The sequence below is a fragment of the Agrobacterium sp. Ap1 genome (genome assembly GCF_017313375.1).
Taxonomy (GTDB): domain Bacteria; phylum Pseudomonadota; class Alphaproteobacteria; order Rhizobiales; family Rhizobiaceae; genus Neorhizobium; species Neorhizobium cellulosilyticum.
The window spans coordinates 208,794-234,349 of sequence record NZ_JAFLMY010000006.1 but is presented as its reverse complement, the minus strand read 5'-3'; the positions used below and the strand labels follow the sequence as shown (position 1 = coordinate 234,349).

At 59.8% G+C, this 25,556-nt stretch carries 25 protein-coding genes and 1 riboswitch; of the genes, 8 read left to right on the top strand and 17 right to left on the bottom strand.

What is annotated here, in order from left to right; translation table 11 throughout:
* Positions 1-58: 58 nt before the first annotated feature.
* From cysS to JZX87_RS14695, 3 genes are all read right to left on the bottom strand, one after another.
* On the bottom strand, positions 59-1,456 hold the full coding sequence (cysS, locus tag JZX87_RS14705) for a cysteine--tRNA ligase (RefSeq protein ID WP_206826432.1): 1,398 nt from the start codon (positions 1,454-1,456) through the stop codon (positions 59-61).
* A 204-nt stretch (positions 1,457-1,660) separates the two neighbouring features.
* Positions 1,661-2,773: an AbrB family transcriptional regulator gene (locus tag JZX87_RS14700; protein WP_286194655.1), complete on the bottom strand. Its 1,113-nt coding sequence runs from the start codon at positions 2,771-2,773 to the stop codon at positions 1,661-1,663.
* Complete coding sequence (locus JZX87_RS14695) at positions 2,766-3,323, bottom strand: hydrolase (protein ID WP_206826431.1); 558 nt, start codon at positions 3,321-3,323, stop codon at positions 2,766-2,768. Before JZX87_RS14695 ends, JZX87_RS14700 begins: the two co-directional genes overlap by 8 nt.
* A gap of 158 nt (positions 3,324-3,481) precedes the next feature.
* On the opposite strand from JZX87_RS14695, the gene JZX87_RS14690 reads away from it, so the two are divergent.
* A complete protein-coding gene (locus tag JZX87_RS14690) occupies positions 3,482-4,096 on the top strand; it encodes a TetR/AcrR family transcriptional regulator (protein ID WP_206826430.1) in 615 nt (204 codons plus the stop codon).
* Positions 4,097-4,114: 18 nt separating this feature from the next.
* Here the strand turns inward: JZX87_RS14690 and JZX87_RS14685 are convergent, their stop codons facing one another.
* The 6 genes from JZX87_RS14685 to alr all read right to left on the bottom strand — a co-directional run bounded on the left by JZX87_RS14685 (position 4,115) and on the right by alr (position 10,691).
* On the bottom strand, positions 4,115-4,705 hold the full coding sequence (locus JZX87_RS14685; RefSeq protein WP_286194651.1) for a DedA family protein: 591 nt from the start codon (positions 4,703-4,705) through the stop codon (positions 4,115-4,117).
* A 99-nt stretch (positions 4,706-4,804) separates the two neighbouring features.
* Positions 4,805-5,545, bottom strand: a complete 741-nt coding sequence (locus JZX87_RS14680; protein WP_206826428.1) for an SDR family NAD(P)-dependent oxidoreductase — start codon at positions 5,543-5,545, stop codon at positions 4,805-4,807.
* A 110-nt stretch (positions 5,546-5,655) separates the two neighbouring features.
* On the bottom strand, positions 5,656-7,158 hold the full coding sequence (gene purF, locus JZX87_RS14675) for an amidophosphoribosyltransferase (protein ID WP_206826426.1): 1,503 nt from the start codon (positions 7,156-7,158) through the stop codon (positions 5,656-5,658).
* Positions 7,159-7,296: 138 nt separating this feature from the next.
* On the bottom strand, positions 7,297-7,884 hold the full coding sequence (locus JZX87_RS14670; protein WP_148145417.1) for a CvpA family protein: 588 nt from the start codon (positions 7,882-7,884) through the stop codon (positions 7,297-7,299).
* 114 nt (positions 7,885-7,998) lie between these two features.
* The gene (gene radA / locus JZX87_RS14665; protein ID WP_206826424.1) at positions 7,999-9,414 is read right to left on the bottom strand and encodes a DNA repair protein RadA; all 1,416 of its coding nucleotides are present in this window, start codon (positions 9,412-9,414) and stop codon (positions 7,999-8,001) included.
* A 104-nt stretch (positions 9,415-9,518) separates the two neighbouring features.
* The gene (alr, locus tag JZX87_RS14660; protein ID WP_206826422.1) at positions 9,519-10,691 is read right to left on the bottom strand and encodes an alanine racemase; all 1,173 of its coding nucleotides are present in this window, start codon (positions 10,689-10,691) and stop codon (positions 9,519-9,521) included.
* A gap of 235 nt (positions 10,692-10,926) precedes the next feature.
* On the opposite strand from alr, the gene JZX87_RS14655 reads away from it, so the two are divergent.
* Positions 10,927-11,451, top strand: a complete 525-nt coding sequence (locus tag JZX87_RS14655) for a ClbS/DfsB family four-helix bundle protein (RefSeq protein ID WP_206826420.1) — start codon at positions 10,927-10,929, stop codon at positions 11,449-11,451.
* An 86-nt stretch (positions 11,452-11,537) separates the two neighbouring features.
* Positions 11,538-11,732: riboswitch (cobalamin riboswitch) on the top strand.
* Positions 11,733-11,766: 34 nt separating this feature from the next.
* Positions 11,767-12,444 (top strand): energy-coupling factor ABC transporter permease, encoded by a 678-nt coding sequence (locus tag JZX87_RS14650; RefSeq protein WP_206826418.1) that lies wholly within the window; start codon positions 11,767-11,769, stop codon positions 12,442-12,444.
* A gap of 52 nt (positions 12,445-12,496) precedes the next feature.
* Here the strand turns inward: JZX87_RS14650 and JZX87_RS14645 are convergent, their stop codons facing one another.
* The 8 genes from JZX87_RS14645 to JZX87_RS14610 form a co-directional block, all read right to left on the bottom strand.
* Positions 12,497-13,999 carry a replicative DNA helicase gene (locus tag JZX87_RS14645; protein ID WP_183827345.1) on the bottom strand — a complete coding sequence of 501 codons (1,503 nt, stop codon included), beginning with the start codon at positions 13,997-13,999 and terminating at the stop codon, positions 12,497-12,499.
* Positions 14,000-14,307: 308 nt separating this feature from the next.
* Positions 14,308-14,883 (bottom strand): 50S ribosomal protein L9, encoded by a 576-nt coding sequence (gene rplI, locus JZX87_RS14640; RefSeq protein ID WP_148145411.1) that lies wholly within the window; start codon positions 14,881-14,883, stop codon positions 14,308-14,310.
* Between the two features lie 21 nt (positions 14,884-14,904).
* Complete coding sequence (locus tag JZX87_RS14635) at positions 14,905-15,882, bottom strand: DUF2232 domain-containing protein (protein ID WP_183827342.1); 978 nt, start codon at positions 15,880-15,882, stop codon at positions 14,905-14,907.
* A gap of 162 nt (positions 15,883-16,044) precedes the next feature.
* Positions 16,045-16,293, bottom strand: a complete 249-nt coding sequence (gene rpsR, locus JZX87_RS14630; RefSeq protein WP_112457119.1) for a 30S ribosomal protein S18 — start codon at positions 16,291-16,293, stop codon at positions 16,045-16,047.
* Between the two features lie 24 nt (positions 16,294-16,317).
* Positions 16,318-16,782 carry a 30S ribosomal protein S6 gene (rpsF, locus tag JZX87_RS14625; RefSeq protein ID WP_206826417.1) on the bottom strand — a complete coding sequence of 155 codons (465 nt, stop codon included), beginning with the start codon at positions 16,780-16,782 and terminating at the stop codon, positions 16,318-16,320.
* Between the two features lie 259 nt (positions 16,783-17,041).
* Complete coding sequence (locus JZX87_RS14620; protein WP_206826416.1) at positions 17,042-17,539, bottom strand: hypothetical protein; 498 nt, start codon at positions 17,537-17,539, stop codon at positions 17,042-17,044.
* A gap of 11 nt (positions 17,540-17,550) precedes the next feature.
* A complete protein-coding gene (locus JZX87_RS14615) occupies positions 17,551-19,083 on the bottom strand; it encodes a hypothetical protein (RefSeq protein ID WP_206826415.1) in 1,533 nt (510 codons plus the stop codon).
* Between the two features lie 168 nt (positions 19,084-19,251).
* Positions 19,252-20,295: an aldo/keto reductase gene (locus JZX87_RS14610; RefSeq protein ID WP_206826414.1), complete on the bottom strand. Its 1,044-nt coding sequence runs from the start codon at positions 20,293-20,295 to the stop codon at positions 19,252-19,254.
* Positions 20,296-20,560: 265 nt separating this feature from the next.
* On the opposite strand from JZX87_RS14610, the gene fabD reads away from it, so the two are divergent.
* The 5 genes from fabD to mltG all read left to right on the top strand — a co-directional run bounded on the left by fabD (position 20,561) and on the right by mltG (position 25,546).
* Positions 20,561-21,505 carry an ACP S-malonyltransferase gene (fabD, locus tag JZX87_RS14605; protein WP_206826413.1) on the top strand — a complete coding sequence of 315 codons (945 nt, stop codon included), beginning with the start codon at positions 20,561-20,563 and terminating at the stop codon, positions 21,503-21,505.
* 16 nt (positions 21,506-21,521) lie between these two features.
* Positions 21,522-22,259, top strand: a complete 738-nt coding sequence (fabG, locus tag JZX87_RS14600) for a 3-oxoacyl-[acyl-carrier-protein] reductase (protein WP_206826412.1) — start codon at positions 21,522-21,524, stop codon at positions 22,257-22,259.
* A 286-nt stretch (positions 22,260-22,545) separates the two neighbouring features.
* Positions 22,546-22,782, top strand: coding sequence for an acyl carrier protein (locus tag JZX87_RS14595; protein ID WP_003502080.1), 237 nt, complete (start codon positions 22,546-22,548; stop codon positions 22,780-22,782).
* A 117-nt stretch (positions 22,783-22,899) separates the two neighbouring features.
* Positions 22,900-24,162, top strand: coding sequence for a beta-ketoacyl-ACP synthase II (gene fabF / locus JZX87_RS14590; protein WP_183827327.1), 1,263 nt, complete (start codon positions 22,900-22,902; stop codon positions 24,160-24,162).
* A gap of 127 nt (positions 24,163-24,289) precedes the next feature.
* The gene (mltG, locus tag JZX87_RS14585) at positions 24,290-25,546 is read left to right on the top strand and encodes an endolytic transglycosylase MltG (protein WP_206826411.1); all 1,257 of its coding nucleotides are present in this window, start codon (positions 24,290-24,292) and stop codon (positions 25,544-25,546) included.
* The last annotated feature ends 10 nt before the right edge of the window (positions 25,547-25,556 follow it).

The window sequence follows — 25,556 nt, the reverse complement described above, 5'->3', positions numbered from 1 at the left end:
GTCTTCCTCCTTGACGTTTCGGTTGCAGCATAGGGCCGCTCGCCCGGAAGCTGCAAGCCTACCGCTTCAGCTCCCATGTCGTGACCCGCTCGCCGGTTGCCGCGTCCTTACCGTCCTTCAGCTGGATGCCCTTGGCCGAGAGTTCGTCGCGGATCTTGTCAGCTTCGGCAAAGTTCTTCGCCTTCAGCATTTCAAGCCGCATCGCGACAAGCGCATCGACGGCACCCGCAAGCGCTTCATCGACTTCCGTTTTCTTCGGCAACACACCGAGAAGCGCGGCGCTTGCCGCAAACATCGGCAGAAGCGTCCTGTCGGCGTTGGCTTCCTGCGCCAGCGCGTGGATGCGCTGTACGGCGGCCACCGTGTTCAGATCATCGGCAAGCGCTTCGAGCACGATCGGGCAGGGCTCGGTGCCTGCCGGGATCTCGGACGGATCGACCGCCGGCCACTTGGCCAGAAGCCTTTCTGCTTCCTCGAGCCGCTTCACCGAAAAGTCGATCGGTTCGCGGTAATGCGTCATCAGCATGGCGAGCCGCAGCACCTCGCCCGGCCACTTGTGGCCGCCGAACGTGTCGGTCTCCAGCAGCTGGTTGATGGTGATGAAGTTGCCGTCGGATTTCGACATCTTCTTGCCTTCGACCTGCACGAAGCCGTTATGCATCCAGACATTCGCCATGACTTCAGTGCCATGGGCGCAGCGCGACTGGGCAATCTCGTTTTCGTGGTGCGGGAAGATGAGATCGAGGCCGCCGCCATGGATGTCGAATACCTCGCCGAGATAACGGCCACTCATCGCCGAGCATTCGATATGCCAGCCCGGACGGCCGCGGCCCCAGGGGCTCTCCCAGCCGGGTTCGTTATGGGAGGAAAGCTTCCACAAGACAAAGTCGCCGGGGTTCTTCTTGTGCGCATCGACGGCCACGCGCGCGCCGGCCTGCTGCTCGTCCAGCGGACGCTTGGAAAGCTGGCCGTAATCCGTCATTGACTTGGTGTCGAACAGCACTTCGCCTTCCGCCACATAGGCATGGCCACGGGCGATCAGCTTCTCGATGATCTCGATCATCTGGGCAATATTGTCGGTGGCGCGCGGCTCGACGGTCGGCTCGAGGCAGCCCAGCGCCGCCACATCGGCATGGAACTGCTGCGCCGTCTTTTCCGTCACCGCATGGATCGCGTCGTTCAAGGGCAGATGCGGAAAGTCGCGCAGCGCCCGCGCATTGATCTTGTCATCGACGTCGGTGATGTTGCGGGCATAGGTGACATGAGTGTCGCCGTAGACGTGGCTCAAAAGCCGGAACAGCACGTCGAACACGATGACCGGGCGGGCATTGCCGATATGGGCGAAGTCATAGACCGTCGGGCCGCAGACATACATGCGCACGTTGTCGGCATCGATCGGCTGGAACGCCGATTTCTCGCGGATCAAGGTATTGTATAGCTTGAGCGTGGCGCTCATCGAAAAATTCTCCCAACCTCAACAAGACATGCCGCAACCGGTACCGGACCGGGGCGTTTGTCTTCAAGGCTTTTCGAGAGACGAAAACGGCCGGACCAGCGCGAACGCTAGCGGATAATGTTCCCACAAATGGAAATCTTCGTTTTCATGGGCTCGGTTATGGCGTGCGTCGGCTGTTTGGTCAAGAGTGGAAGAGCCGTGCGGTCAGCGGGACATATGGCGCACGATCGCCTTGGCGAGCATCGGCCCGGTCAGCACCACGACCAGAAAGCGGCCGATCTGCATTGCCATCACGAAGGGCACGTCGACATTGGTCGATGCGGCGATGATGGCGACCGAATCGGCACCACCGGGGCTGGTCGCCAGATAGGCCGTCAGTGGATCAATGCCGGCGAAAAATACCAGCATGGCGGCAAAGCCGCTGCAGATGAGAAGAAGGCAGGCAATCGAGCCGAGCACGCGCAGGAAGTTGCGCGCCGCGTAAGTGACGACCTCGCGTGTGAACCGCCCGCCGACCGCCCAGCCAACCAGGGCATAGGCAATGGCAAGCATCCATGGCGCAAGCACCAGCGGCATGCCGAAGCCGAACTTGGCGACAAGACAGCCGGCCAGCGGCCCGAGCAGTGCTGCTCCGGGAATACGCATCAACCCGCAGATCCAGGCCGAGCCGAAGGCGACAGCCAGCGTCGCAAGGACAGAAAGAGGCGAAAGGGCAGGGAACCACTCGACGCTTTGCGAGTCGGCCGGCGTCACGCCGAAGAGACGCGCCACCATGGTCGCTGCAAGCGCCACGCAGACGACGCGCAAATACTGCATGAAGGCGACGAGCCGCATGTCGCCGCCATAGCTTTCGGACATCAGCACCATGACCGAGGCGGCGCCGGGCGAGGAACCCCATATTGCGGTCGTGCCGGGAAAGATCTGCGCCCTGACCATCAGCGCGCCAAGCGACGCAGAAGCGATCACGGTTGCGAGGATGCCAACTGCAAAGACCGGCCACTGCACTACAAGTTCAGAAAATATCGACGGCGGCATGTTGGATGCTATCATCACGCCGATGATCGCCTGCGCGCCGTTGAACGCCACCTTCGGCATGCGGAAACTCATGCCCGAAAGCGCCATGGCGATAGCCATTGCCATCGGGCCGAGTAGCAATGCGGCCGGCAGATGCAGGAGCTCAAGAAGCCAGCCAAAGAGCAGCGAGCCTGCAATAAGCACCGGCCAGCGCGCCACCGGCGGCAAGTTCGCGGCCCGCTTTAGCCAACGGTGATTTGACCGATCATCGTCGGGATCCTCGGACATCAGGCGATCAGTCAAGTGAAAGGTCCGCCGTGGTGGTCACGCGTGCGATGCGCGGGAAGATGAATTTGAAAGCCATGTCATGCAATTCGGCGGAAACGCCGGTTGATGCGTCCTCCACGACAACCATGTTGTAGCCGTGCTCCCAGCCGGCGCGGACCGTCGATTCAACGCCGAAATTGGTAGCGATACCTCCGACCACGATGGTTTGAATGCCACGCCGACGAAGCTTGACGTCGAGATCGGTGCCGTGGAAAGCGCCCCATTGATGTTTCGTCACGATGAGATCTCCCGGCTGTTGCAGGCCTTCAGCCAGTACCGTCCAGTCCTCCGGATAGTTGCGGCCGGCGGCGGCATCGGTGAGGCCGCGCGGCGCATCGCCAAAATCCGGGCCGAAATCGACATTGACCAGAGCCACCGGCGCATCTGCCTTGCGGAAGGTATCCGCCAGTTGGCGGCCTTTGGCGAGAACATCGGCGCTGGCATGCGGCGCCGTGTTCATGGCGAGAATACCCTTCTGCAGATCGATGAGAACGAGCGCGGTGGTTTTGGGATCGAGTGCGAGCATAGGATGTCTTTCGGCGAGGAAGCGCGAGTGCGTGCAAGATGAACTGCAGGCCGGATCGGCAGGGCGGCGAGGGAAATCCGCGACGGGATGACGAGAGGTCTGCATCATGTTATGCGAGGATGTACTCGCATAACTCCTATTTGAGGATCGCCTCGCAAATGTCAACCGCGAAGCCGCCAAAGGCGGTGGAACCCAAGCGCAAACGTGGTCATGAACGTGTGGCTACCATCGTCGAAACGGCGATCGGCCTGTTTGCCACGCACGGCTATCGAGCCGTGACCATGTCGGAAGTCGCCGCGCAATCGAGCACGGCGATCGGCTCGCTCTACCGCTTCTTTCCGACAAAGGATGCACTTGCCCAGGCGATCATGGACCGTTACGGCGCGCATCTCACCGACGAACTGGAAAAGGTGGTGGCGATTGCCGCAGGTGCATCGGCACATGAAATTGCCCGGGCGCTGGTGGCGATGATGCGCGGATTGCAGACGGAGAGGGCGGCGGCCCTGGTTCTGGCCGATGCCCGCGAGGACGGCTCCCTTCGCCGCGCCGGCCTGCGCAGCCAGATGCTGGAAAAGCTGACGGCGGTCCTGGCGTTGATCGACGGCAGCCCTTTGCCCGCCGACATCGACCAGCGCGCCTGGATGCTGCTTTATGCGTTGAAAGCGATCAGGCAGTTCGATCAGGAACATCCTTCGCTGTCGAAACGGCTGGTCGATGATGCCTGCCTGCTGATCGAGCCGCTTGTGGCGGCGGGCCTTACGAAAACCGGATAAGAAAAGACAAGCCCGTCTTCAGCGCGTGACCGACCCTCCGCGCATCTGCCTGCGGATGAGATAGGCGAGGGCAGCGAGTATGACTACAATCGCGGCGATGGCGATCAGCATATGGAGATGCAGCCTCAATCGCCCGAACAGCATCTCGACCGCATTGCCGAACAGATAGCCGATCGTGGTGATCAACACGGCCCAGACCACGGCCGTGATGAAATTGAGGATAACGAAGCGAAGTGCCGACACCGAACTTAGCCCGATTGCAATCGGGCTGACCGTTCGCATGCCGTAGATGAAGCGAAAGGCGAGGATGAAGCCGGTCGGATGGGCTTCGAGAAGCTGACTGACCTTCTGCGCCGCATCGGTTTTCAGGAAGCGTTGAACCAGCGCCAGCCGGTTGGCATAACGCCCGGCGAAGAACCACGCCTGATCCGCCGCAAATGAACCGATTGCTGCAGCCGTCGCCGCTTCCCACCAGGACATGAAATGCCGGTGCGCAAAGACCCCGCCCAAAAAGACCGCCGTCTCGCCCTCGAAGGCTGCGCCTAAAAACACGGCGAGCACGCCATATTGGGAAATCAGATGTTCAAGCGAGAAATGTTCGAACGGCAAGGACAAGTCTCCGGCATGGCACGATGCTTCAGGTCTGCTCCTTCAAGTTAGGGGAGCCGCAGCCAAAGTCATGCCGGATCTTATCGCCCTGTGCTTTCTTCACTCCGGCAGCCGGTAATCGACGAAGCGGTTTTCGCGCACGACGAACAGGCGGCCGCTGTCGGTCATTTCGGGCGAGGCGAGCGGCAGGATCTTTGCGGCGACCTCTGACGGATGCGGCAGGGTTTCCGGGTCTTCGCCAGGCATGGCCTGGGCGCGCATGGCGGTGCGGGTGGCGCCCGGGTTGACCATGTTGATCTTCAGCGGCGTATGCGCCATTTCCTCGGCCCAGATCCTGCCCATGGTCTCGACCGCGGCCTTCGACATCGCATAGGCACCCCAGAACGCGCGCGGATTGGTGGCAACGCCGGACGAAAGCAGGATGGCGCGGCCAGCATCAGACTTGACCAGCAGCGGCTCCAGAGAGCGGACCAGCCGCCACATGGACGTGACATTGGTGGTCATGACGCGATCGAAGGTCTTCGCTTCAACATGGGCGACCGGTGCGATGACGCCGAGAATGCCGGCATTGGCGACGAGAATGTCGAGCTTGCCCCAGCGCTCATAGATCGACGCCCCCAGCCTGTCGATTGCGTCCATGTCGGAAAGATCGAAGGGAACGAGTGTGGCCGAGCCGCCGGCGGCCTTGATCACGTCATCCAGTTCTTCCAGCCCGCCGACTGTGCGAGCGCAGGCAATCACATGCGCGCCGGCTTTTGCCAGTTCAATCGCCGTGAAATAGCCGATGCCGCGCGATGCGCCGGTTACAAGCGCAATCCTGCCTTTGAGATCGATGGTCATGTTTCCCGCCCCGCTTAGACAATCTGATTTTGAGGCCAAAAAAGAAGGCCGCGTTTCCGCAGCCTTCTAGAATGTTTATCGGTTGTTGGAAACCGGTCTTCGCGTCCGGCTCAACCGTTGCTGGCGAGTAGCGAGACCTTGCGACCGACCGCTTCGCCGTCCTTGTCGAGAAGACGGGTCGGATAGTCGCCGGTGAAATAGTGGTCGGTGAACTGCGGACGTGCGTCGTTGCGGTCCTCGCCGCCGACGGCCTGGTAGAGGCCGTTGATCGACAGGAATTCAAGGCTGTCGCAGCCGATATATTTGCACATCGCTTCCAGGCTTTCATACTGGTTGGCGAGCAGCTTTTCCCGGTCCGGCGTGTCGATGCCGTAGAAATCCGGATAGTAGATCATCGGGCTTGCGACGCGCAGGTGCACTTCCTTGGCGCCGGCATCGCGTATCATCTGCACGATCTTGAGAGACGTGGTGCCGCGAACGACCGAATCGTCGACCAGAACGACGCGCTTGCCTTCGATCATTGCCCGGTTGGCCGAGTGTTTCAGCTTCACGCCGAAAGCGCGGATCTGCTGCGTCGGCTCGATGAAGGTACGGCCGACATAATGGTTGCGGATGATGCCGTATTCGAACGGAATGCCGCTCGCTTGTGCATAACCGAGCGCTGCCGGCGTGCCGCCATCGGGAACCGGCACGACGACATCGGCCTCGACCGGCGCTTCCTTGGCAAGATTGATGCCCATGTTCTTGCGCGCGACATAAACGCTGCGACCGCCGACGACCGAATCCGGACGGGCGAAATAGACATATTCGAACAGGCAAAGGCGCTCCGGCTGGCCGTTGCCGGCCTTGCGGGCGTCGATCGAGATCGAGCCGTCCGACTGGATTTCGCAGATGATGACTTCGCCGTTTTCGACGTCACGCACGAACTTGGCGCCGATAATGTCGAGTGCGCAGCTTTCCGACGCGAAGATCGGCTTGCCGTCGAGCTCGCCCATGACCAGCGGGCGGATGCCGGTGGGATCGCGTGCAGCGATCAGCTTGGTGCGGGTAATCGCCACCATCGAATAACCGCCTTCCATCTGGCGGATCGCATCGATGAAGCGGTCGGCAGTGGAGGAGTAACGGGAACGGGCGATGAGATGCAGGACGACTTCTGTATCCGACGTCGACTGACAGATGGCGCCACCGGCGATCAGCTGACGGCGCAACGTCAGGCCGTTGGTGAAGTTGCCGTTATGAGCAATCGCGATACCGCCGACTTCCAGTTCGGCAAACAGCGGCTGCACGTTTCGAAGCGCCACTTCGCCGGTCGTCGAATAACGGACGTGACCGATGGAGATGTTGCCTGGCAGTTTGGCAAGCGTTGCCGGGTCCGTGTAGTGGTCGCCGACAAGGCCCATGCGACGTTCCGAATGGAAGCGCAGGCCATCGAAGGAAACGATACCGGCAGCTTCCTGGCCACGATGCTGAAGGGCATGCAGACCAAGCGCCGTCAGCGTTGCCGCATCCGGGTGCCCGAGGATGCCGAACACGCCGCATTCTTCATGCAGCGTATCGTCTTCCCACTCATTGGAGTGGTTGATGTCGAAGGATTGTGAAGCCGACTGGTCCATCGTGAGCCTGTGCCCTTGATCTTAAAATGGAAAGGCCGGCCGGGGAATTTTCGTCCCCGGTGCCAGCCCGCTCTCTACCTGAATTCAAGTCATACCACAAATGGTGACGAATTGCGCTGCATCAAGCGCAACACAGCGTCAATTATTTGTAGCAGGTGCGTCGCCCACCGGCGGCAGTTCCTGGCCGGGCTGAACATCCGCCGGCGCTTCTTCCTTGCCGGTGATGCGCGCGCGGATCTGCGGCTCGATATCCTCGGGCAATACGGCTTCAAGACGGCCGACAAGCGTATCGAGGAAAGGCTTCGACTTGGCGTCCACCACCCAGGTCGGCTGCGCCTTGACCGGCACCAGCCAGTTCCAGAAGGCCGTTGCGATGACGAGCAGCAGGATGCCGCGGGCAGCGCCGAAAAGGAAGCCGAGCGTGCGGTCGAGCGCGCCGATGCGGCTGTCGATGATGAAATCGGCGATCCGCGACGTGATGAAGGAGATCACGATCAGCGCGATCAGAAAGATCACGCCTGCAGAGGCGGCAATCGCGATACGGTGATCGGACGTGTATTTTTCCGCATAAGGCACAGCCAGCGGATAAAGATAATAGGCAGCGGCAACCGAGCCGGCCCAGCTGGCGATCGACAGCACTTCGCGGGAAAAGCCGCGGACCATGGCAAGCACCGCAGAAAACAGGGTGACGCCGATGACAATACCGTCGAAGATCGTAATGGGCATGTAAACTCTACTCCAGAACCTGCCGTTCCACACCTGCCGGAGGAACCGGCATTTTCGCCCGGCATTCCAGCATTGGGCGCAGTGTCTTACATCAGCCAACTCATTAACGGAAGATCAATCATCTTCTCCGGCATTTTCATGGCCTTTCCCCAGTTTCTTGGCGGACCCGGCAATGCGGGCGACAAGATCGGGAAGGTCCTCGATCATCGTCCAGCGGGCGCTGCCGTTCTTCGGCAGTTCCGCCGAGGTGGCAGGCAGCATGGCGCCGGCAAAGCCGAGTTTTTCCGCTTCCTTCAGGCGCTGGGATGTCTGCGACACCGGGCGTACGGCGCCTGAAAGGCTGATTTCGCCGAAGAAAACACAATCGGCAGGCAGGGCCGCACCGGCGAGCGACGAAACGAGTGCCGATGCAATCGCCATGTCGGCTGCCGGTTCCGAAATACGGTAGCCGCCGGCGACATTGAGATAGACATCGTGCTGGCCGAGCCTGACCCCGCAATGGGCTTCGAGCACGGCAAGGATCATTGCCAGACGCGAACTGTCCCAGCCGACCACGGCGCGGCGCGGCGTGCCGAGCGAAGTGGCTGCTACAAGCGCCTGTACCTCGACCAGAACCGGCCGTGTGCCTTCCATGCCGGCAAAGACGGCGGCACCCGGAGATTTGGCATTGCGCTCGCCGAGAAACAGTTCGGACGGGTTGGAAACATCGCGCAAGCCGTTATCGGACATTTCGAACACGCCGATTTCGTCGGTCGGCCCGAAACGGTTCTTGACCGTTCTGAGGATGCGATAGTGATGGCCGCGATCGCCCTCGAAATAAATCACGGCATCGACCATGTGCTCGACGACGCGCGGACCGGCGATCTGGCCTTCCTTCGTCACATGCCCGACGAGAACCATGGCGGCACCCGTCTGCTTTGCAAAGCGGATCATCGCCTGCACGCCGGTGCGCACCTGGGTGACGGTGCCGGGGGCCGAATCTGCCGTATCGCTCCACAGCGTCTGGATGGAATCGATAATGACAAGATCGGGGCGCTTGCCTTCGGAAATCGTGGCAAGGATGTCTTCCACATTGGTTTCCGCAGCAAGCAGCACGTCCGAATCCGCCGCACCGAGGCGCTGGGCGCGCAGGCGCACCTGGGCAACCGCCTCTTCGCCCGAGACATAGATGATCCGGTGGCCGCGGCGTGAAAGTGCTGCTGCCGCCTGCATCAGCAGCGTCGACTTGCCGATGCCGGGGTCGCCGCCGATCAGCACCGCAGACCCACGCACGAAACCGCCACCGGTGGCGCGGTCGAGTTCGGAAATGCCGGTAAAGATACGCGGAGCCTGTTCCGTCTCGCCCGACAGAGTGGTCAGCGCCACTGCGCGGCCTTTTTTCGGCGCCTTGCCGGGGCCGCCGCCGATGCCGCCCATCGGGTCTTCCTCGACGATCGTGTTCCACTCGCCGCAGCCGTCGCACTTGCCGGCCCAGCGGCTATGCACCGTGCCGCAGTTCTGGCACACGAATTGGGTTTTGGTTTTTGCCATAGATTTGATCGCCGCCTTGAATATCTCGGATACCCGCAAGAACAAAAGCGGAACCAATGGCCTTTTAAGCGAAACTGGCGGGTGATGACAAGACGGCGGTGATATCAATCGTCCGGATAAATGTAGCGCCGTTCATAACGCAGCCCGAGCGCGGTCAGAAGTTCGTAACCGATCGTGCCGCCGGCGCGTGCGGTGTCGTCGAGTGCGATGTTCGGGCCGAACAGTTCGATATAGTCACCGGTGCGGATTTCGTTTTCGGGTACGTCGGTCACGTCGAAGATCGTCAGATCCATCGTAACCCGGCCGATCACGGGCACGCGCCTGTTGGCGATGAAACCGAAAGCGCCGGGTGCGCCGCCAGCCCGAAGCGGTACGCCGGAACCGGACAGCGAACGCAGGTAGCCGTCGGCATAACCGGCCGACACAACGGCAAGCCTGCTGTTGCGCGAGAGTTGATGGGTGGCACCGTAGCTGACGGTCGAACCGGACGGCGCATCGCGGATCTGGATGATGCGTGCTTCCGCCTTTGCCACGGGTTTCAGCGCCTGCATACCGTTGACCGCTTCACCGCCATAGGCGGCAATGCCGGGCCGGGTGAGATCGAAATGGTATTCGGGGCCGAGAAAGATGCCGGCGGAGGCCGAAAGACTTGTCGGAACGCCTTCGAAAGCCGCCGCAACCCGTTGGAAAGACTCAAGCTGTGATCGGTTGAGCGGCGAGGCTGGCGAATCGCCGCTGTGAAGATGCGACATGACGAGAACGGGTGAGAAACTTGCCGGCCGCGAGACATCCTCGGCAAAGGCGATCGCTTCTTCCGCGGGAAGGCCAAGCCGGTTGAAGCCGGTATCGATATGCAGCGCACAAGGATGGTCGCCATGTTCGGCCGTGACCGACATCCAGAAGGCCAGCTGTTCTTCGGAGATGATCACCGGAACCAGATCGTTTTCGTAAAACATCCGTTCCTGGCCCGGCCATATGCCGGAAAGCACGTAGATGCGGGCATCCGGTGCATAGGTGCGCAAGGTTACGCCTTCCTGCACCGCGGCAACGAAGAAATCCCGTGCGCCGGCTTCATAGAGCGCCGTACCGCAGTCCTCTAGCCCCAGACCATAGGCATCCGCCTTGACGACTGCGGCGGTTGAAGCCCTTCCAGAGCGGCGTGCCATTTCCTTCCAGTTGTCGACGAGTGCGCCGAGATCGACCGTCAATCTCACGGGCGCGATATCGAAATCATCCAGATAGGTTTCGTCGCTGTCAAAATCGGTCTGTTCTGTCATGGCGGTCTCAACTGAATATGCTTTTGAAAAATCGGAGTGGCCGATCCTAACCTTTTTGCCGGCTGGAAAAAGGCCGCGGGTAAAGAATAAGGTTCTCCGTACAGGCTTTTGACACCACAATAATAGTGCAGCAATCCTAGGGTCGGTGCCCGGCTGCGACAGCCGGAAGGCTTCATATCCCGTGGAGAGAGGCGTAGCTTAGATGCTGTATTCGACCAGTATCTGAAGGCACTCCATGGCTGTACCCGGTTCCAGGCAGGAACTTCTTGCGGCGGTCTCCACGACCTTCAACAGGCTTTGGGACGATCTTGCCCGCGTTCCGAAGGCCCGGGCGAGGGAGGCATCCATGCAGGGCCACATGGCAGGCTCGATGATGAGCCCGGCCGATCTCGTCGCATACCTCATCGGCTGGAACGAACTGGTGCTGAAATGGCTCGATCGGGATGACCGGGGTGAGGCGATCGATTTTCCGGAGACCGGGTTCAAGTGGAACGAACTGGGGCCGCTTGCTCAAAAGTTCTACGCAGACCATGACGCACTGGACTGGCCCGAGCGGTTGGAACGACTGAGGACGGTGAAGGAGCAGCTGGTCTCGACAATCAGCAACCGGTCAAATGACGAGCTTTACGGCAAAGGCTGGTACGGCAAATGGACCAAGGGGCGCATGATCCAGTTCAACACCGCATCGCCCTATGCCAATGCAAGAGCGCGCATTCGCAAATGGCTGAAGGCCCAGGAGTGCACGCAGCAACACCTATGATCCCGTCTTGCTGCATGCGACCCTATGACAGCGATAGATCGGTGCGATTTCGGCTGCTGTTGTTTGCTGCCTCTGCGGGAAATTGCTACCCCATTCCCGCACATGGTGCGGCCGACATCCGTTGACCGCATGGGAACAAGGGCAGCATCTGTTGAACCCGACCGCCCCCGCGACTGTGAGCGGCGAGCTTTGCGAAACACCACTGTGGCCTCGCGCCATGGGAAGGTTCGACAAGGCATCGACCCGCGAGTCAGGAGACCGACCGTGTGCATCTTATCAATCAACGACCGTCGGGTGTGACGGACAGGAGCACACATGCATATCGAACCGGGCCTCGTAGACGGGGCCAAAATCATTCTGAGCTACGCCACTGCTGCAGGGGCGGGACTTTTCACGTTGAAGCTGGCGCGAGACACGATCCGGCAACAGGGGCTTGTCTCCTTGGTCTCGCGCACTGCAGTTACTGCAGCGGCTGTCTTCTCTTTCTTCGAGCTTCTGCCGCATTACGCAGTCGGCGTATCCGAGGTCCATTTCATTCTCGGCTCGACGCTGTTCCTGCTGTTCGGCGCAGCGCCGGCGGCAATCGGGCTAGCGCTCGGTCTGATGATCCAGGGAATGTTCTTCGCGCCGGAAGACCTGCCGCAGTTTGGAATGAACGTCACGACGCTGCTGGTGCCATTGTTTGCGGTGAAATCGCTGGCGGATCGTATCATTTCGCCAGGCACGGCCTATGTCGATCTCACCTATAGGCAGGCGCTCCAGCTATCGACCGCCTATCAGGCCGGTGTCGTCGCCTGGGTGGCTTTCTGGGCCTTTTATGGCGCCGGTTTCGCAAGCGAAAATCTTATGGCGATCGGCACGTTCGGTATTGCCTATATGTCGGTCGTGCTGATCGAGCCGCTGGCGGACCTGGCCGTACTTGCCATCGCCAAGACCCTGAATGCTCTGAACGGTTCAGGCTTCGTTACGCGACGGCTTTACAACGCGGCCTGAGTTAGCCCGCGACCCTCAGCCTCGCCGGTGTAATGCCGGCGAGGCTTTTCGATCAGGGTTCTTCGTATTGCGTGAAGCTCGGCTCGGCGAGGTCCGCAAAGCGCGTGAATTCGGACTGGAAGGCGAGCTTGACCGTGCCGGTCGGTCCGTGGCGCTGTTTGGCGATGATGACGTCGGCCGTACCTTTGACGCGCTCCATATGTGCTTCCCATTCCGGGTATTTCGGATCGGCCAGGTCGCGGGGCTCCATGTTCTTTACATAATATTCCTCACGGAACACGAAGAGCACGACGTCGGCGTCCTGCTCGATCGAGCCGGATTCACGAAGGTCGGAGAGCTGCGGGCGTTTGTCTTCGCGGCTTTCGACACCGCGCGACAGCTGTGACAGCGCGATGATCGGCACGTTGAGTTCCTTGCCGAGCGCCTTCAGGCCCGTGGTGATCTGGGTGATTTCCTGCACGCGGTTTTCACCCGACTTGCCCGAACCGGTCATCAGCTGGATATAGTCGACCACCAGGCAATCAAGGCCGCGCTGGCGCTTCAGGCGGCGGGCGCGCGCCGATAGCTGGGCGATCGAGATACCACCGGTCTGGTCGATAAACAGCGGCACCTTCTGCATCATTTGGCTGCAGGCGACCAGCTTCTCGAAATCGGCTTCGGTAATGTCACCGCGGCGGATCTTTGACGATGACACTTCCGTCTGCTCGGAAATGATACGGGTGGCCAGCTGTTCGGACGACATTTCGAGCGAGTAGAAGCCGACGACGCCGCCGTTCTTGGCCTTGAACGAGCCATCGGGCGCGATTTCCTGTTCGTAAGCCGCTGCGATGTTATAGGCGATATTGGTGGCAAGCGAGGTCTTGCCCATGCCGGGGCGTCCTGCGAGCACGATCAAGTCGGAGCGCTGCAGACCGCCCATCTTGCCGTCGAGCGACATGATGCCGGTGGAAATGCCGGAAAGCTGGCCGTCGCGCTCGAATGCCTGCCCCGCCATGTCGATGGCGATCGCAACGGCGTCGTTGAAAGACTGGAAGCCGCCGTCGTAACGGCCGGTTTCCGCCAGTTCGAACAGGCGGCGTTCGGTATCCTCGATCTGGCTCTGCGGCGGCATGTCGAGCGGCGCATCATAGGCGATGTTGACGACATCCTCGCCAATGGTGATCAGCGCCCGGCGAAGCGCCAGGTCGTAGATCGCCCGGCCGTAGTCTTCCGCATTGATGATCGACACCGCATCGGCGGCAAGACGTGCGAGATACTGCGCGACAGTCAGGTCGCCCACCTTGTCATCGGCCGGAAGAAAGGTCTTCAGCGTGATCGGGTTGGCGGTCTTGCCCATGCGGATAATGTCACCGGCAACCTCGTAGATCTTGCGATGCAGCGGTTCGTAGAGATGCGGCGGCTTCAAGAAGTCCGAGACGCGGTAATAGGCGTCGTTGTTGACCAGGATCGCGCCGAGCAGCGCCTGTTCCGCCTCGATATTGTTCGGCGCCTCGCGATAATGCGGCGCTGCATCCTTGTTGCTGAGCGACCCCATGTTGCGCGGAACTTCGTTCATGATCTTCTACCCGTCCTGTCCGTTCAAGGCCTCGGTTCTAGTGATAACTGGACCGACCCGAAACCGTGCATTTTGCCTTCGGATGTTACCCACAGATATCCACAGCGGGCGTCATTTACGCGAAACAAAAAACGTAATGAAGCGACAAATCCGGTTGACTGTGCCTCATTCGGGCCGACGTCGCAGGAGTGGTGCGAACAGGCCGCGACTCACCGGAGCAAACGCCATCTTACCCGCAAAAAGAGACAAAAAAACGCCCGGCCTTCGTGAGGCCGGGCGCTGTCACAGACGAATCTGCGAGAGATCTATTATTCTTCGTCGCCGTCGCGGTCAGCTTCCGGATCGAAGAAGTCTTCCGGGCGCAGTGCGTCTTCGTCAACGCCGTAGATGGCGTCAGCGGAGGTGAGGCTTTCGCCCTGTGCCTGACGTTCTGCTTCTTCGGCCGAACGGGCAACGTTGACCGAGATCTGGATCTCGACTTCCGAATGCAGGTGGAGTGTTACTTCGTGCAGGCCGATTGCCTTGATCGGGTGGTTCAGGTCTACCTGGTTGCGGCCGACGTTGAAGCCTTCTGCAGCCAGTGCGTCCATCACGTCGCGAGCAGCAACAGAACCGTAGAGCTGGCCGGTTTCGCCAGCCGAACGAACGATGACGAAGGTCTTGCCGGCGAGTGCGTCGGCAACCGTCTGGGCTTCGCCCTTGCGCTCGAGGTTACGAGCTTCGAGCGTTGCGCGCTCGTTTTCGAAGCGCTTCTTGTTGGCTTCGTTGGAGCGAAGTGCCTTGCCCTGCGGCAGCAGGAAGTTACGAGCGTAACCGTCGCGAACCTTTACGGTTTCGCCCATCTGGCCGAGCTTCGGTACGCGTTCAAGCAGGATGACTTGCATGTTGGAGTTCCTTTCTAGTTCTCAATTGTCTGGATTGGTTGTGTTCTGATCCGTGCTGCCCTTTGCCGGCGTCAGCGCGATGGTCCGGCGGGTGTCCGTGAGACCGAGAGCGAGGATCGCGAAGGCAGGAATGACGAGCATGGAGGAGAGGTATGCGAGCACGAGGACCGGCAGGCGCCAGTCCTTGCCCTGACTGCGGAAATGGATGGCGGCGAAACCCGACATCAGGAAACCTGCGCCGAATGTACCGCAGATTGTGGCGCCGATCATTGCCGGTACGCCGCCCAAAAAGGTCATGACGATGCCGGCGAGGAAAATGTAGATCGCATGGCGGTTCATGCGCAGCGCCGACGGCATGTCTTCACGCGGGCGAAGCGCGCGGCCCGAGCGCGAGACGATGCGCATGGCGAAATAGAAGGCTGCAAACAGCAGGATGACCCATATGCCGCCCTGAACCATCGGCAACGTGAGCAGCATCGTGCTTTTCAATTGCCCGATATCGGCAGCGGTAAGCGACAGGCCGGGTTCCTGCGTCTGCAGCGCGGAGCCGAGCACGTCGACGATTTGCCCTACAAGTTCCGGTCCGTAACCGATGGCGACGCCAAGCGCGATGACGGCGATCGTCACGAGGCCGCACAGATGCAGCAGGATGTCGGAGATCGGATACCAGGCGAGCAGATTGTCGGGGCCACCGAGTTCGGAGGCCGGACGCGCCAGATTGGCGAGATGCGACAGCCAGCCGGCCGGGATCAGCGTAAAGATCGCCATGGTGACGGCGAAGATCGGCGAGATGAGAACTGCGCCGAGAATGCCCGACGTGACGATGCCGGTAATGGCTGCGCGGTTACCCCAGCCAAGGCCGGCGATGAAGATCGGAAGAGCAGAGGCGGCATAAAGAACGGCGGCAAAAGACGATTGCGTGCCGGCACCCATCACGAGGAGGGTGGCAACGACGCCGGCCAGAATGCCGGTGGGCAGCACTGTCTGTGTCTTGTTCATTACGCTCTCGCTGTCCTGCCGGATAAAGCAGTTAGGGGACGGGCCTGAATCACTTTGATAGGCACTTCATCCCCAACATGGGGTTTGTAGTTCGTTTCCGATCCGCGCCCAACACGGAAGGGAGTAGACCCGCTGATTTTTGATCAGCGGGTCCGGTATCAATTACGATACGACGTACGGCAGCAGGCCGAGGAAACGGGCGCGCTTGATGGCCTGGGCCAGTTCGCGCTGCTTCTTCTGGGAAACTGCGGTGATACGCGAAGGTACGATCTTGCCGCGCTCGGAAATGTAGCGCTGCAGGAGACGAACGTCCTTGTAGTCGATCTTCGGTGCATTTGCGCCCGAGAAGGGGCAGGTCTTGCGACGACGATGGAAAGGACGGCGTGCCGGGGACGAGGATACGTCAGCCATTGTGTTTTCTCCTTGAGGCCCAGATTAGGATTCGCGCGGAGCGGACGGGCGCGGTGCGCGCTCGAAGCCGCCTTCACGCGGAGGACGATCGCCGAATTCGCGGCGCGGGCCACGATCGCCGAAGTCACGGCGCGGGCCACGATCGTCACGCGGACGGTCATCACGGTCGCGCTTCTGCATCATGGCAGACGGGCCTTCTTCGTGCTTCTCGACGGCGAGCGTCATGTAGCGAAGAACGTCTTCGTTGATGCGCATCTGACGTTCCATTTCGTGCACGGCAGCAGCCGGAGCATCGATGTCCATCAGGGCGTAGTGAGCCTTGCGGTTCTTCTTCATGCGGTACGTCAGGGACTTGAGGCCCCAGTTTTCGACGCGCCCGACCTTGCCGCCGTTAGCTTCGATGACACCCTTGTACTGTTCGACGAGGGCATCAACCTGCTGAGCGGACATATCCTGCCGGGCAAGGAATACGTGTTCGTAAAGAGCCATGTAAGCTTTGCCTTTTCTTGCGGTTGTTTTGCACCCGGGTTCGGCGGCTAAGCCTCAACGACTGCTCCTGATGGCCAAAAGGCCGGCAAGAAAAGTTGTTGTTTCGAGACGGTCGAGAGCGGAGACACGGGAGGCCGGAACGCTTTCGTCCCTGAGGCTCGCCTGAGCGAACCTGCCCTCCGTACAGCCACCAGCCAGAAGACCGGGTGTTTCGAACACGGCGGCTTATACGGATTTTTAGGCGAAAGGCAAGGGGCGATCATTTTCCGTCACAAAACAACTGCCCGGTAATGCCGTCTCCATCGCTTGTTTCGCCTGAAAACGTATAGGAGTTCTGTTTTAGAAGCTGCTCAAGGTAACCAGTGCAACGTTTGTGCTGTACATATTCGGATTGGGTCACATAGTTGCCGTAACAGCCTATCTGGGGCCATACCTTTTTCAAGGCGATGTGTCCCGACTGCATTCCCTTGACGCTGATCCAGCGATTGTTTGGCGACATTCCCGTCTGCAGAACGCCACTTGGCATATAGGGCTTCATGAATTCGATCAGCTTCTGCTCCAGCCGGGCCAGTTCCTCGTCACCGGGCTTCTTGTTGAAATAGCAGATTGGATAGGAGCGTGTGACAACGGGTGCCTGGGCCGCGGTGTTTTCGCCGCAGGAGCAACGGGTGCCTTTGCCCGCTTCGGGCATGTCGGCCGCCTCGGTCGCAGAGGTGGCCGACAATATCAAGACAACGACTTTCGCCAGCAAACGCATCTTTGCGAACCTCAGTCGAGGAGCTTTTCTGTCGCGATCTTGAGCAGCTTGTTTTTTCTTTTTTCGGCAGATGTATCTACTGCAGAACTCCACGTTCCCAGGGATGAAATAGCCTTGTCGTCGGGGCCGACCTCGTCGATGTAAGGGGATGCGGCAAGAGCAAACTCCTCAGCCCCATCGAAGAGCTTGTCGACCCTAAATCCGAGCAGCCGGGTATGTGCTGGATCGTCGAGAAAGGTGACGCTCTTCTTGTCTTCGGACTCGCGGGTGTTCAATTTGTAATCCGACATCGAACCGGACGTAGCCGGAATATTCATGCCGAAAACGGAAAATGAGCCGCTGGCCGACGCCGTGAATTTCGACCATTCGGAGAATGTCGACACCTTGTCGAAATACAGGGTGAGTTCCAGGCCGCGGCCAAGGATTACGGACGAGATGGCGTGTCCAAGGAGACCGGCATAAATCGGATTTGCGGCAAGAACCTCGCGGATCCTCTTGTATGCAAAAACGCCCGACGAGAACCACGGGCCGCGATTGACCCAGTATTCCGCCATGTTCTCGAAAGCCATTCCGACCCTGTTGGTCGCCGCAACGGTTTCCTTGAGGTGGCTCTCGCTCGAGACACTGGCACTTGCCTTGAAAAAGAACCACTTCCGGGCCGTTCCGGAGGCGCTCCAGCTGACATCATGCTGGTGGGTCGCAGCCGCGGTCTTTTCGATCGACACGGAGCGCTTGCCGATATTTGTCAGGAATTTCGGTAGATATCCGGACGGACGGATTTCGACGGATGGCTCGAAATAGTTCAGGTTGTTGTAGATGTATGCCTGCCCCAATCGGATCGGGTCGTATTTGTTGATCTCTTCGAGTATCGGATCTTTTGGTCGCGGCATCAGATACTGGTCGAGCGTCGCGTATTTGAGCAGCGAGGATATGTGTCTTGCCTCCACATCCGGATATTGCGCGTCGCGCAGGATGTGCATGCGGACAAGGCCGTCAGAGATGATGTTCTTGTAATAGCTGATCTGTTCGGCGAAGTTGTTCGTGTTGAAAAAAGCCGTTTGTTTGTCGAGGTAATAGGCGTCATCTGCGGCGACGCCATTCTGCGTGGCATAGGAGTTCCAGGCGGTGAACATTGTCTGGTAGAAGAGCTGAAGTTCCTGCCGGCTTTGGCGGACTTCCCTGTCTATAAGGTCGATCTTGTCGACGATGTCTTGCCGTAGCGCGGTGTCCAGCTTGAATACGGCCTGTTTCAGAACTTCCGTGAAGAAGAATGAATACCTGTCGTTCGTGTTGGCTACACCCAGGGCGACGGGACCATATTCGGTGGGTGAAATTGTCACCGTCCTGTCGGCAAAGGCGCGGAAAACATATTCCGTAAACATCGGCGCCTGGGGAATGATGTCGAAGGTGACGAGGCTGCTGTTGAGCGCGATCTTTTGTTCCGTTTGCGGGTTCAAGATCTCGTATAGTTGGCTGTAATACAGATCCACCGCGTTCGAAATCGGCGAATCTTCTGCTTTGATTTCGACGTTTACGTCTACCATGGCGTGATCCTCCCGTTATATGCAACCATAGATAATGGTTGCATATAGCTTGCGCAATCAATCGTAGATTGTATAAGGAGGGGTCGCCAATTGTAGCGGGTTGAGTAGTCCTCGGGCACTTCCACGACACGACCGGCGACCTTGTCGTGGAGGTTGGCATGGGGTGGATCAGATCGGCATCGGGTACTGCCGGTGGATGTCGGCGATGTCTTTCATCACTTCATCGGAAAGCGAAACATCTGCCGCGCCGATATCCATCTTCAACTGGTCCATGGAGGTGGCGCCGATGATGGCTGCAGTCATAAAGGGGCGAGCGAGGCAGAAAGCCAGCGCCATCTGCGCGGCGTCAAGCCCATGTTTCGCTGCCACATCGACATAGGCCTTGACCGCTGGTTCCTGTTTCGGCTGCAGCCGCCCGCCCAGATCGGTATTGACGGTCGCGCGCGTGCCGGCGGGGCGGGCTCCGTTGAGATATTTACCGGTGAGCAGGCCGGCTGCGAGCGGTGAGTAGGCGAGCAGGCCCACATCGCCATGATGGGCGACTTCGGCGAGGTCGAGATCGAAAGTACGGTAAAGCAGATTGTATTCGTTCTGGATCGACGCGACACGCGGCAACGCTTTTTCTTCCGCCAGGCGTAGATATTGCATCGTACCCCAGGCGGTCTCGTTAGAAAGGCCGAGCGCGCGGATTTTTCCGGCCTTTACCAGATCATCCAGCGTCTGCAGCTTTTCGATAATGTCGGCGATGGACTTTTCTCGGTCCTGGGTCGAGGCGTCGAAGGTCCAGGAATTGCGGAAATGATAGTGGCTGCGGTTTGGCCAGTGGATCTGGTAAAGATCGATATAGTCGGTCTGCAGCCGCTTGAGGCTGGCATCGACCGCCTCGCGAATGGTCGCAGCCTCGATCGGGCGGCCCTCACGGATATGCGGACGACCGGCGCCGGCGATCTTGGTGGCAAGCACGATATCCCCGCGCTTGGCCCGTTTCTTCAGCCATGTGCCGATATACTGTTCGGTGCGGCCATAGGTTTCGGCGCTGACAGGCGTTGTCGGGTAAAGTTCAGCCGTATCGAAAAAGTTGACACCGTGTTCGACGGCATAATCCATCTGGGCATGCGCTTCGGCTTCGGTGTTCTGGGTGCCCCAGGTCATGGTGCCGAGGCAGATTTCGGACACGGAAAAGTCTGTGCGGCCGAGTTTGTTGTACTTCATCAATGCAGTCCTGGATGAGGAGGCCGGGAGGGAGGGGCCGGGAGGAAAGACAAGGCGGGGGACTTTAGCGCCCGGTTGATGAATCGCAAGGGCATCACGCGATCAACTTCGCGCCCCGGTCTCTATTTCGCCTCAAACCGCTTCGACAAACCACCGCTCCGGGCCGATTTGCTTTGGAATGGCAGGGCCGCCGCAGGGTGTTACCCTTGACTCTCAAGGTTCAAATGTGAATGGAGAGGCAAAACATAAGGGAAGGATTATCCCAATGAGCATTGCATTCACGTTTCCGGGTCAGGGTAGCCAGGCGGTCGGCATGGGCAAGGACCTCGCGGAAGCCTATCCGGAAGCCCGCGCGGTTTTCGAGGAAGTCGATGAGGCGCTCGGCCAGAAACTCTCCGACATCATGTGGAATGGCCCGGAAGACACGCTGACACTGACGGCAAACGCCCAGCCGGCGCTGATGGCTGTTTCGATCGCCACGATGCGGGTGCTCGAAGCGCGTGGTCTCGTGCTGGCCGACAAGGTCGCTTATGTCGCCGGTCATTCGCTCGGTGAATATTCGGCGCTCTGTGCCGCCGGCACCTTTTCGCTGTCGGATACGGCGAAGCTTCTGCGCATCCGCGGTGATGCTATGCAGTCGGCCGTTCCGGTCGGGCAGGGGGCTATGGCTGCGATCATCGGCCTCGAACACTCTGATGTCGACGCCATTTGCGCTGAGGCAAAGGCAGAAGGCGTCTGCCAGATCGCCAACGACAATGGCGGCGGACAGCTTGTCATCTCCGGCTCCAAGGCAGCTGTCGAAAAGGCAGCGGCCCTTGCGACCGAAAAGGGCGCCAAGCGCGCCATCATGCTTCCCGTCTCCGCTCCCTTCCATTCCGACCTGATGGCGCCGGCCGCCGACGCCATGCGTCACGCGCTCGCCAAGGTCGAAAAGAAGAGCCCGGTCGTGCCGGTCGTTGCCAATGTGCGCGCCGCCCCGGTTTCCGATGCTGAAGAAATCGCGCAGCTGCTGGTTACCCAGGTTACCGGCCAGGTCCGCTGGCGCGAAACTGTCGAGTGGTTCGGTCAGAACGGCGTGACCACGCTTTATGAAATCGGCTCCGGCAAGGTGCTGACGGGTCTTGCCCGCCGCATCGACAAGAATATCTCTGGCGTAGCCGTCAACACCCCGGCCGATATCGACGCGGCAATCGCTGCCATTCTCGGCTGAAGAAAAGGATTTCGATATGTTTGATCTGACCGGCCGCAAGGCACTCGTCACCGGCGCTACCGGTGGCCTCGGCGAAGAGATCGCCCGCCTTCTCCATAAACAGGGCGCTGTCGTCGGCCTGCACGGTACCCGCGTCGAAAAGCTTGAGGCACTGGCCGCAGAACTCGGCGATCGCGTCCATATCTTCCCGGCCAACCTGTCCGATCGTGCCGAGGTCAAGGCGCTCGGCGAGAAGGCTGAGGAAGTTCTCGGCGGCGTCGATATTCTCGTCAACAATGCCGGCATCACCAAGGATGGCCTGTTCGTGCGCATGTCGGACGAGGACTGGGATGCGGTTCTGGAAGTCAACCTCACCTCGGTTTTCCGCCTGACGCGCGAGCTGACCCATCCGATGATGCGTCGCCGCCACGGCCGCATCATCAACATCACCTCGATCGTCGGCGTTACCGGCAATCCTGGCCAGACCAACTACTGTGCGTCTAAGGCCGGCATGATCGGCTTCTCCAAGTCGCTCGCCCAGGAAATCGCCACCCGTAACGTGACGGTCAACTGCGTGGCTCCGGGATTCATTGAAAGCGCCATGACCGGCAAGCTGAACGAAAAGCAGAAGGAAGCCATCATGGGCGCGATCCCGATGAAGCGCATGGGCGCCGGATCGGACATCGCAGCGGCGGTTCTCTATCTCGCTTCGGACGAGGCAGGCTACGTCACCGGCCAGACGCTTCACGTCAATGGTGGCATGGCAATGATCTGATTGCCGGGCTTTGTTCGTAAAACCAGTGGAGAACAAGGGTTCTGCGCTGTGGGAGGGAACAAATTCTGGCTTTTCGGAACAGTCAAACCGTGTTAATCGGGCCATGACTGTGAAAAGTCACCCTGAAATTCAGGTCGTCATATTGCGTGAGCAATGATGCACGGAACCGGAAAAGGGGTGGCGGGGTTTGCCGGCATCGGCACCCGATAAGGTGCAGTTGAAGGTTTAACAGGACGAGGATGCCTCAATGGGTATCCGGTGAAAGATAAAGGTCGAGGAAACCGACATGAGCGATATCGCAGAACGCGTTAAGAAAATTGTTATTGATCATCTCGGCGTTGATGCCGACAAGGTTGTTGAAGGCGCAAGCTTCATCGACGATCTGGGTGCGGATTCGCTCGACACCGTCGAACTGGTCATGGCGTTCGAAGAAGAGTTCGGCGTTGAAATCCCGGACGACGCTGCTGACTCGATCCTGACCGTCGGTGACGCGGTCAAGTTCATCGAGAAGGCACAGGCCTAATCGACGACATATCTGGGACGATTGCCCGCGTTTTGCGGGCATCGATCTCACATGACGGCCCGCTAGTTCGGGCCGTTTCAGCAATTTGATCATGAAATACGGGGTGGGTTGTTGGCGATGAGGCGTGTCGTTATCACCGGTACCGGCATGGTATCACCGCTTGGATGCGGAACGGAAGTTACCTGGCAGCGCATTCTCGCCAGCCAGAGCGGTGCGAGACTGGTCACCGAATTCGAAGTTGACGATCTGCCGGCAAAGATTGCCTGCCGCATTCCGGTCGGCGACGGTTCCAACGGCACATTCAATGCCGATCAATGGATGGAACCGAAAGAACAGCGCAAGGTCGATCCCTATATTCTTTACGGCATGGCCGCCGCCGATATGGCGCTGGAAGATGCCGGCTGGCATCCTCAGACGGATGAAGACCAGATCATGACCGGCGTGATGATCGGCTCGGGCATTGGCGGTCTCGAAGGTATTGTCGAGGCGGGTTATACGCTCCGCGACAAAGGACCGCGCCGTATCTCTCCTTTCTTCATTCCCGGCCGCCTGATCAACCTCGTCTCCGGACAAGTGTCGATCAAGCACAAGCTTCGCGGCCCCAACCATGCCGTCGTCACCGCTTGTTCCACCGGTGCCCACGCGATTGGCGATGCCGCAAGGCTGATCATTTTCGGCGACGCCGACGTGATGGTCGCCGGTGGCGCGGAATCTCCGGTCAGCCGTATCGGTCTCGCAGGTTTTGCCGCCTGCAAGGCGCTGTCGACCCAGCACAACGACAATCCGGAAAAAGCATCGCGCCCCTATGACCGCGACCGCGACGGTTTCGTCATGGGCGAGGGCGCCGGCGTCGTGGTTCTCGAAGAGCTTGAACATGCCAAGGCCCGCGGCGCCAAGATCTATGCCGAGGTTGTCGGCTACGGTCTGTCGGGCGACGCCTATCACATCACCGCGCCGTCGGAAGATGGCGATGGCGCGTTCCGCTGCATGACCATGGCGCTGAAGCGCGCCGGCCTGTCTGCCTCCGATATCGACTACATCAACGCCCACGGCACATCGACCATGGCCGACACGATCGAACTCGGCGCTGTCGAGCGTCTGGTCGGCAATGCGGCTTCGAAGGTTTCTATGTCGTCGACCAAGTCGGCGATCGGCCACCTTCTTGGTGCCGCCGGTGCCGTTGAAGCGATCTTCGCGACACTTGCGATCCGCGACAACATCGTGCCGCCGACACTCAATCTCGACAATCCGGATGTCGAGACCGCAATTGATCTCGTGCCGCATCAGGCCCGCAAGCGTGACGTCAACGTCGCGTTGTCGAACTCCTTCGGCTTCGGCGGCACCAATGCGTCGCTCGTTCTGAAGCGTTACGACGCGTAATTGTGATCGCCTCCATCGTCGGCTGGACGTTACTGTCTGGCCGACATCATATTCTGAACCTGCTTTTTGCCGTATTGCTTGGCCAAACAGCGGGCAATGATTCCGATTAGTGCAAAGGGGGGTGCGGTTGAGCAATTCCGATAATGGTGGCGAGCTTCCGTCCAGCGGTGGCAATGCAGCCAGCAACGGCAGCAGCCGCGGCCCGATCATTCCCAAATCACCGAACGAAGCCCTGAAGCCGGAACGCGTGCCGGATCCGCCGCGACGTTCAAAGAAAGCCCGCAGCCAGGTCATCATCTTCTTCAACTTCGTGATGACGATGATCGTGCTTGTGTGCCTCGCCGGTGCCGCGATTTTCTATTACGCGCTGTCCAGCTATCACAGCCCTGGCCCTCTTGCAGCCAATACCAATTTCGTCGTGCGCGAAGGCGCAGGTATTGCCGAGATCGCCACAAGCCTGGAGCGCAACGAGATCATCGAGGATGCACGGGTCTTCCGTTACGTTACCTCGGTCAATCTCGGTTACGCCGGTTCTGCCGAAAATCGCCGTAGCCTCAAAGCCGGCGAATATGAGATCAAGGCTCATGCCACGATGCAGGAGATCGCCGATCTTCTGGAATCCGGCAAGTCAATCCTCTATTCGATCTCGATGCCGGAAGGCCTGACCGTCCGCCAGATGGCGCTCAGACTGAGAGAGGACACAATTCTGGAAGGCAATCTTCCTGCCGACCTGCCGGCGGAAGGCACGCTTCGCCCGGATACCTACAAATTCTCCCGCGGGACGAACCGTTCCGAAATCCTGTCGCAGATGCATGCTGCCCAGCAGAAGCTGATCGACCAGATCTGGGAGCGCCGCGACCCGGACCTGCCGATCAAGACGAAGGAAGAGTTCGTCGTTCTGGCCTCGATCGTCGAGCGCGAGACCGGCAAGGATGACGAGCGCGCCCACGTTGCCTCGGTCTTCTTCAACCGGCTGCAGAAAGGCATGCGCCTTCAGTCCGACCCGACGATCATCTACGGCATCTTCGGCGGTGATGGAAAACCATCCGATCGCCCGATTTATCGGTCCGACCTGCAGAAAGAGACGCCGTACAACACTTACAAGATCAAGGGCCTGCCGCCGACTCCGATTTCCAATCCGGGCCGTGCAGCACTCGAAGCCGTCGCCAACCCGTGGCGCACCAAGGATCTCTATTTCGTTGCCGACGGCACCGGCGGTCACGTCTTTGCGCCGACGCTCGAAGAGCATAATGCCAACGTCAAGCGCTGGCGCAGGATTGAGGCCGAGCGCAAGGCAGGCACCGCTGCTGCAGCAAACGCGGCGGAAGAGGTTGTTGACGGCCAGCCGGACGGCGCGGACGCCGAAAGGCCGACAGGCAACTGACCAGAATTTC

Excerpts from the sequence above, each read along its gene's own strand:
- alr (WP_206826422.1), bottom strand. The coding sequence starts at position 10,691 with ATGACAGAACAGACCGATTTTGACAGCGACGAAACCTATCTGGATGAT.
- JZX87_RS14680 (WP_206826428.1), bottom strand. The coding sequence starts at position 5,545 with ATGACCATCGATCTCAAAGGCAGGATTGCGCTTGTAACCGGCGCATCG.
- fabF (WP_183827327.1), top strand. The coding sequence starts at position 22,900 with ATGAGGCGTGTCGTTATCACCGGTACCGGCATGGTATCACCGCTTGGA.
- JZX87_RS14595 (WP_003502080.1), top strand. The coding sequence starts at position 22,546 with ATGAGCGATATCGCAGAACGCGTTAAGAAAATTGTTATTGATCATCTC.
- JZX87_RS14620 (WP_206826416.1), bottom strand. The coding sequence starts at position 17,539 with ATGCGTTTGCTGGCGAAAGTCGTTGTCTTGATATTGTCGGCCACCTCT.
- rpsR (WP_112457119.1), bottom strand. The coding sequence starts at position 16,293 with ATGGCTGACGTATCCTCGTCCCCGGCACGCCGTCCTTTCCATCGTCGT.
- radA (WP_206826424.1), bottom strand. The coding sequence starts at position 9,414 with ATGGCAAAAACCAAAACCCAATTCGTGTGCCAGAACTGCGGCACGGTG.
- fabG (WP_206826412.1), top strand. The coding sequence starts at position 21,522 with ATGTTTGATCTGACCGGCCGCAAGGCACTCGTCACCGGCGCTACCGGT.
- JZX87_RS14610 (WP_206826414.1), bottom strand. The coding sequence starts at position 20,295 with ATGAAGTACAACAAACTCGGCCGCACAGACTTTTCCGTGTCCGAAATC.
- JZX87_RS14670 (WP_148145417.1), bottom strand. The coding sequence starts at position 7,884 with ATGCCCATTACGATCTTCGACGGTATTGTCATCGGCGTCACCCTGTTT.
- JZX87_RS14635 (WP_183827342.1), bottom strand. The coding sequence starts at position 15,882 with ATGAACAAGACACAGACAGTGCTGCCCACCGGCATTCTGGCCGGCGTC.
- JZX87_RS14650 (WP_206826418.1), top strand. The coding sequence starts at position 11,767 with ATGCATATCGAACCGGGCCTCGTAGACGGGGCCAAAATCATTCTGAGC.
- JZX87_RS14655 (WP_206826420.1), top strand. The coding sequence starts at position 10,927 with ATGGCTGTACCCGGTTCCAGGCAGGAACTTCTTGCGGCGGTCTCCACG.
- rpsF (WP_206826417.1), bottom strand. The coding sequence starts at position 16,782 with ATGGCTCTTTACGAACACGTATTCCTTGCCCGGCAGGATATGTCCGCT.
- JZX87_RS14615 (WP_206826415.1), bottom strand. The coding sequence starts at position 19,083 with ATGGTAGACGTAAACGTCGAAATCAAAGCAGAAGATTCGCCGATTTCG.
- cysS (WP_206826432.1), bottom strand. The coding sequence starts at position 1,456 with ATGAGCGCCACGCTCAAGCTATACAATACCTTGATCCGCGAGAAATCG.
- JZX87_RS14695 (WP_206826431.1), bottom strand. The coding sequence starts at position 3,323 with ATGCTCGCACTCGATCCCAAAACCACCGCGCTCGTTCTCATCGATCTG.
- purF (WP_206826426.1), bottom strand. The coding sequence starts at position 7,158 with ATGGACCAGTCGGCTTCACAATCCTTCGACATCAACCACTCCAATGAG.
- JZX87_RS14645 (WP_183827345.1), bottom strand. The coding sequence starts at position 13,999 with ATGAACGAAGTTCCGCGCAACATGGGGTCGCTCAGCAACAAGGATGCA.
- rplI (WP_148145411.1), bottom strand. The coding sequence starts at position 14,883 with ATGCAAGTCATCCTGCTTGAACGCGTACCGAAGCTCGGCCAGATGGGC.
- JZX87_RS14690 (WP_206826430.1), top strand. The coding sequence starts at position 3,482 with ATGTCAACCGCGAAGCCGCCAAAGGCGGTGGAACCCAAGCGCAAACGT.
- fabD (WP_206826413.1), top strand. The coding sequence starts at position 20,561 with ATGAGCATTGCATTCACGTTTCCGGGTCAGGGTAGCCAGGCGGTCGGC.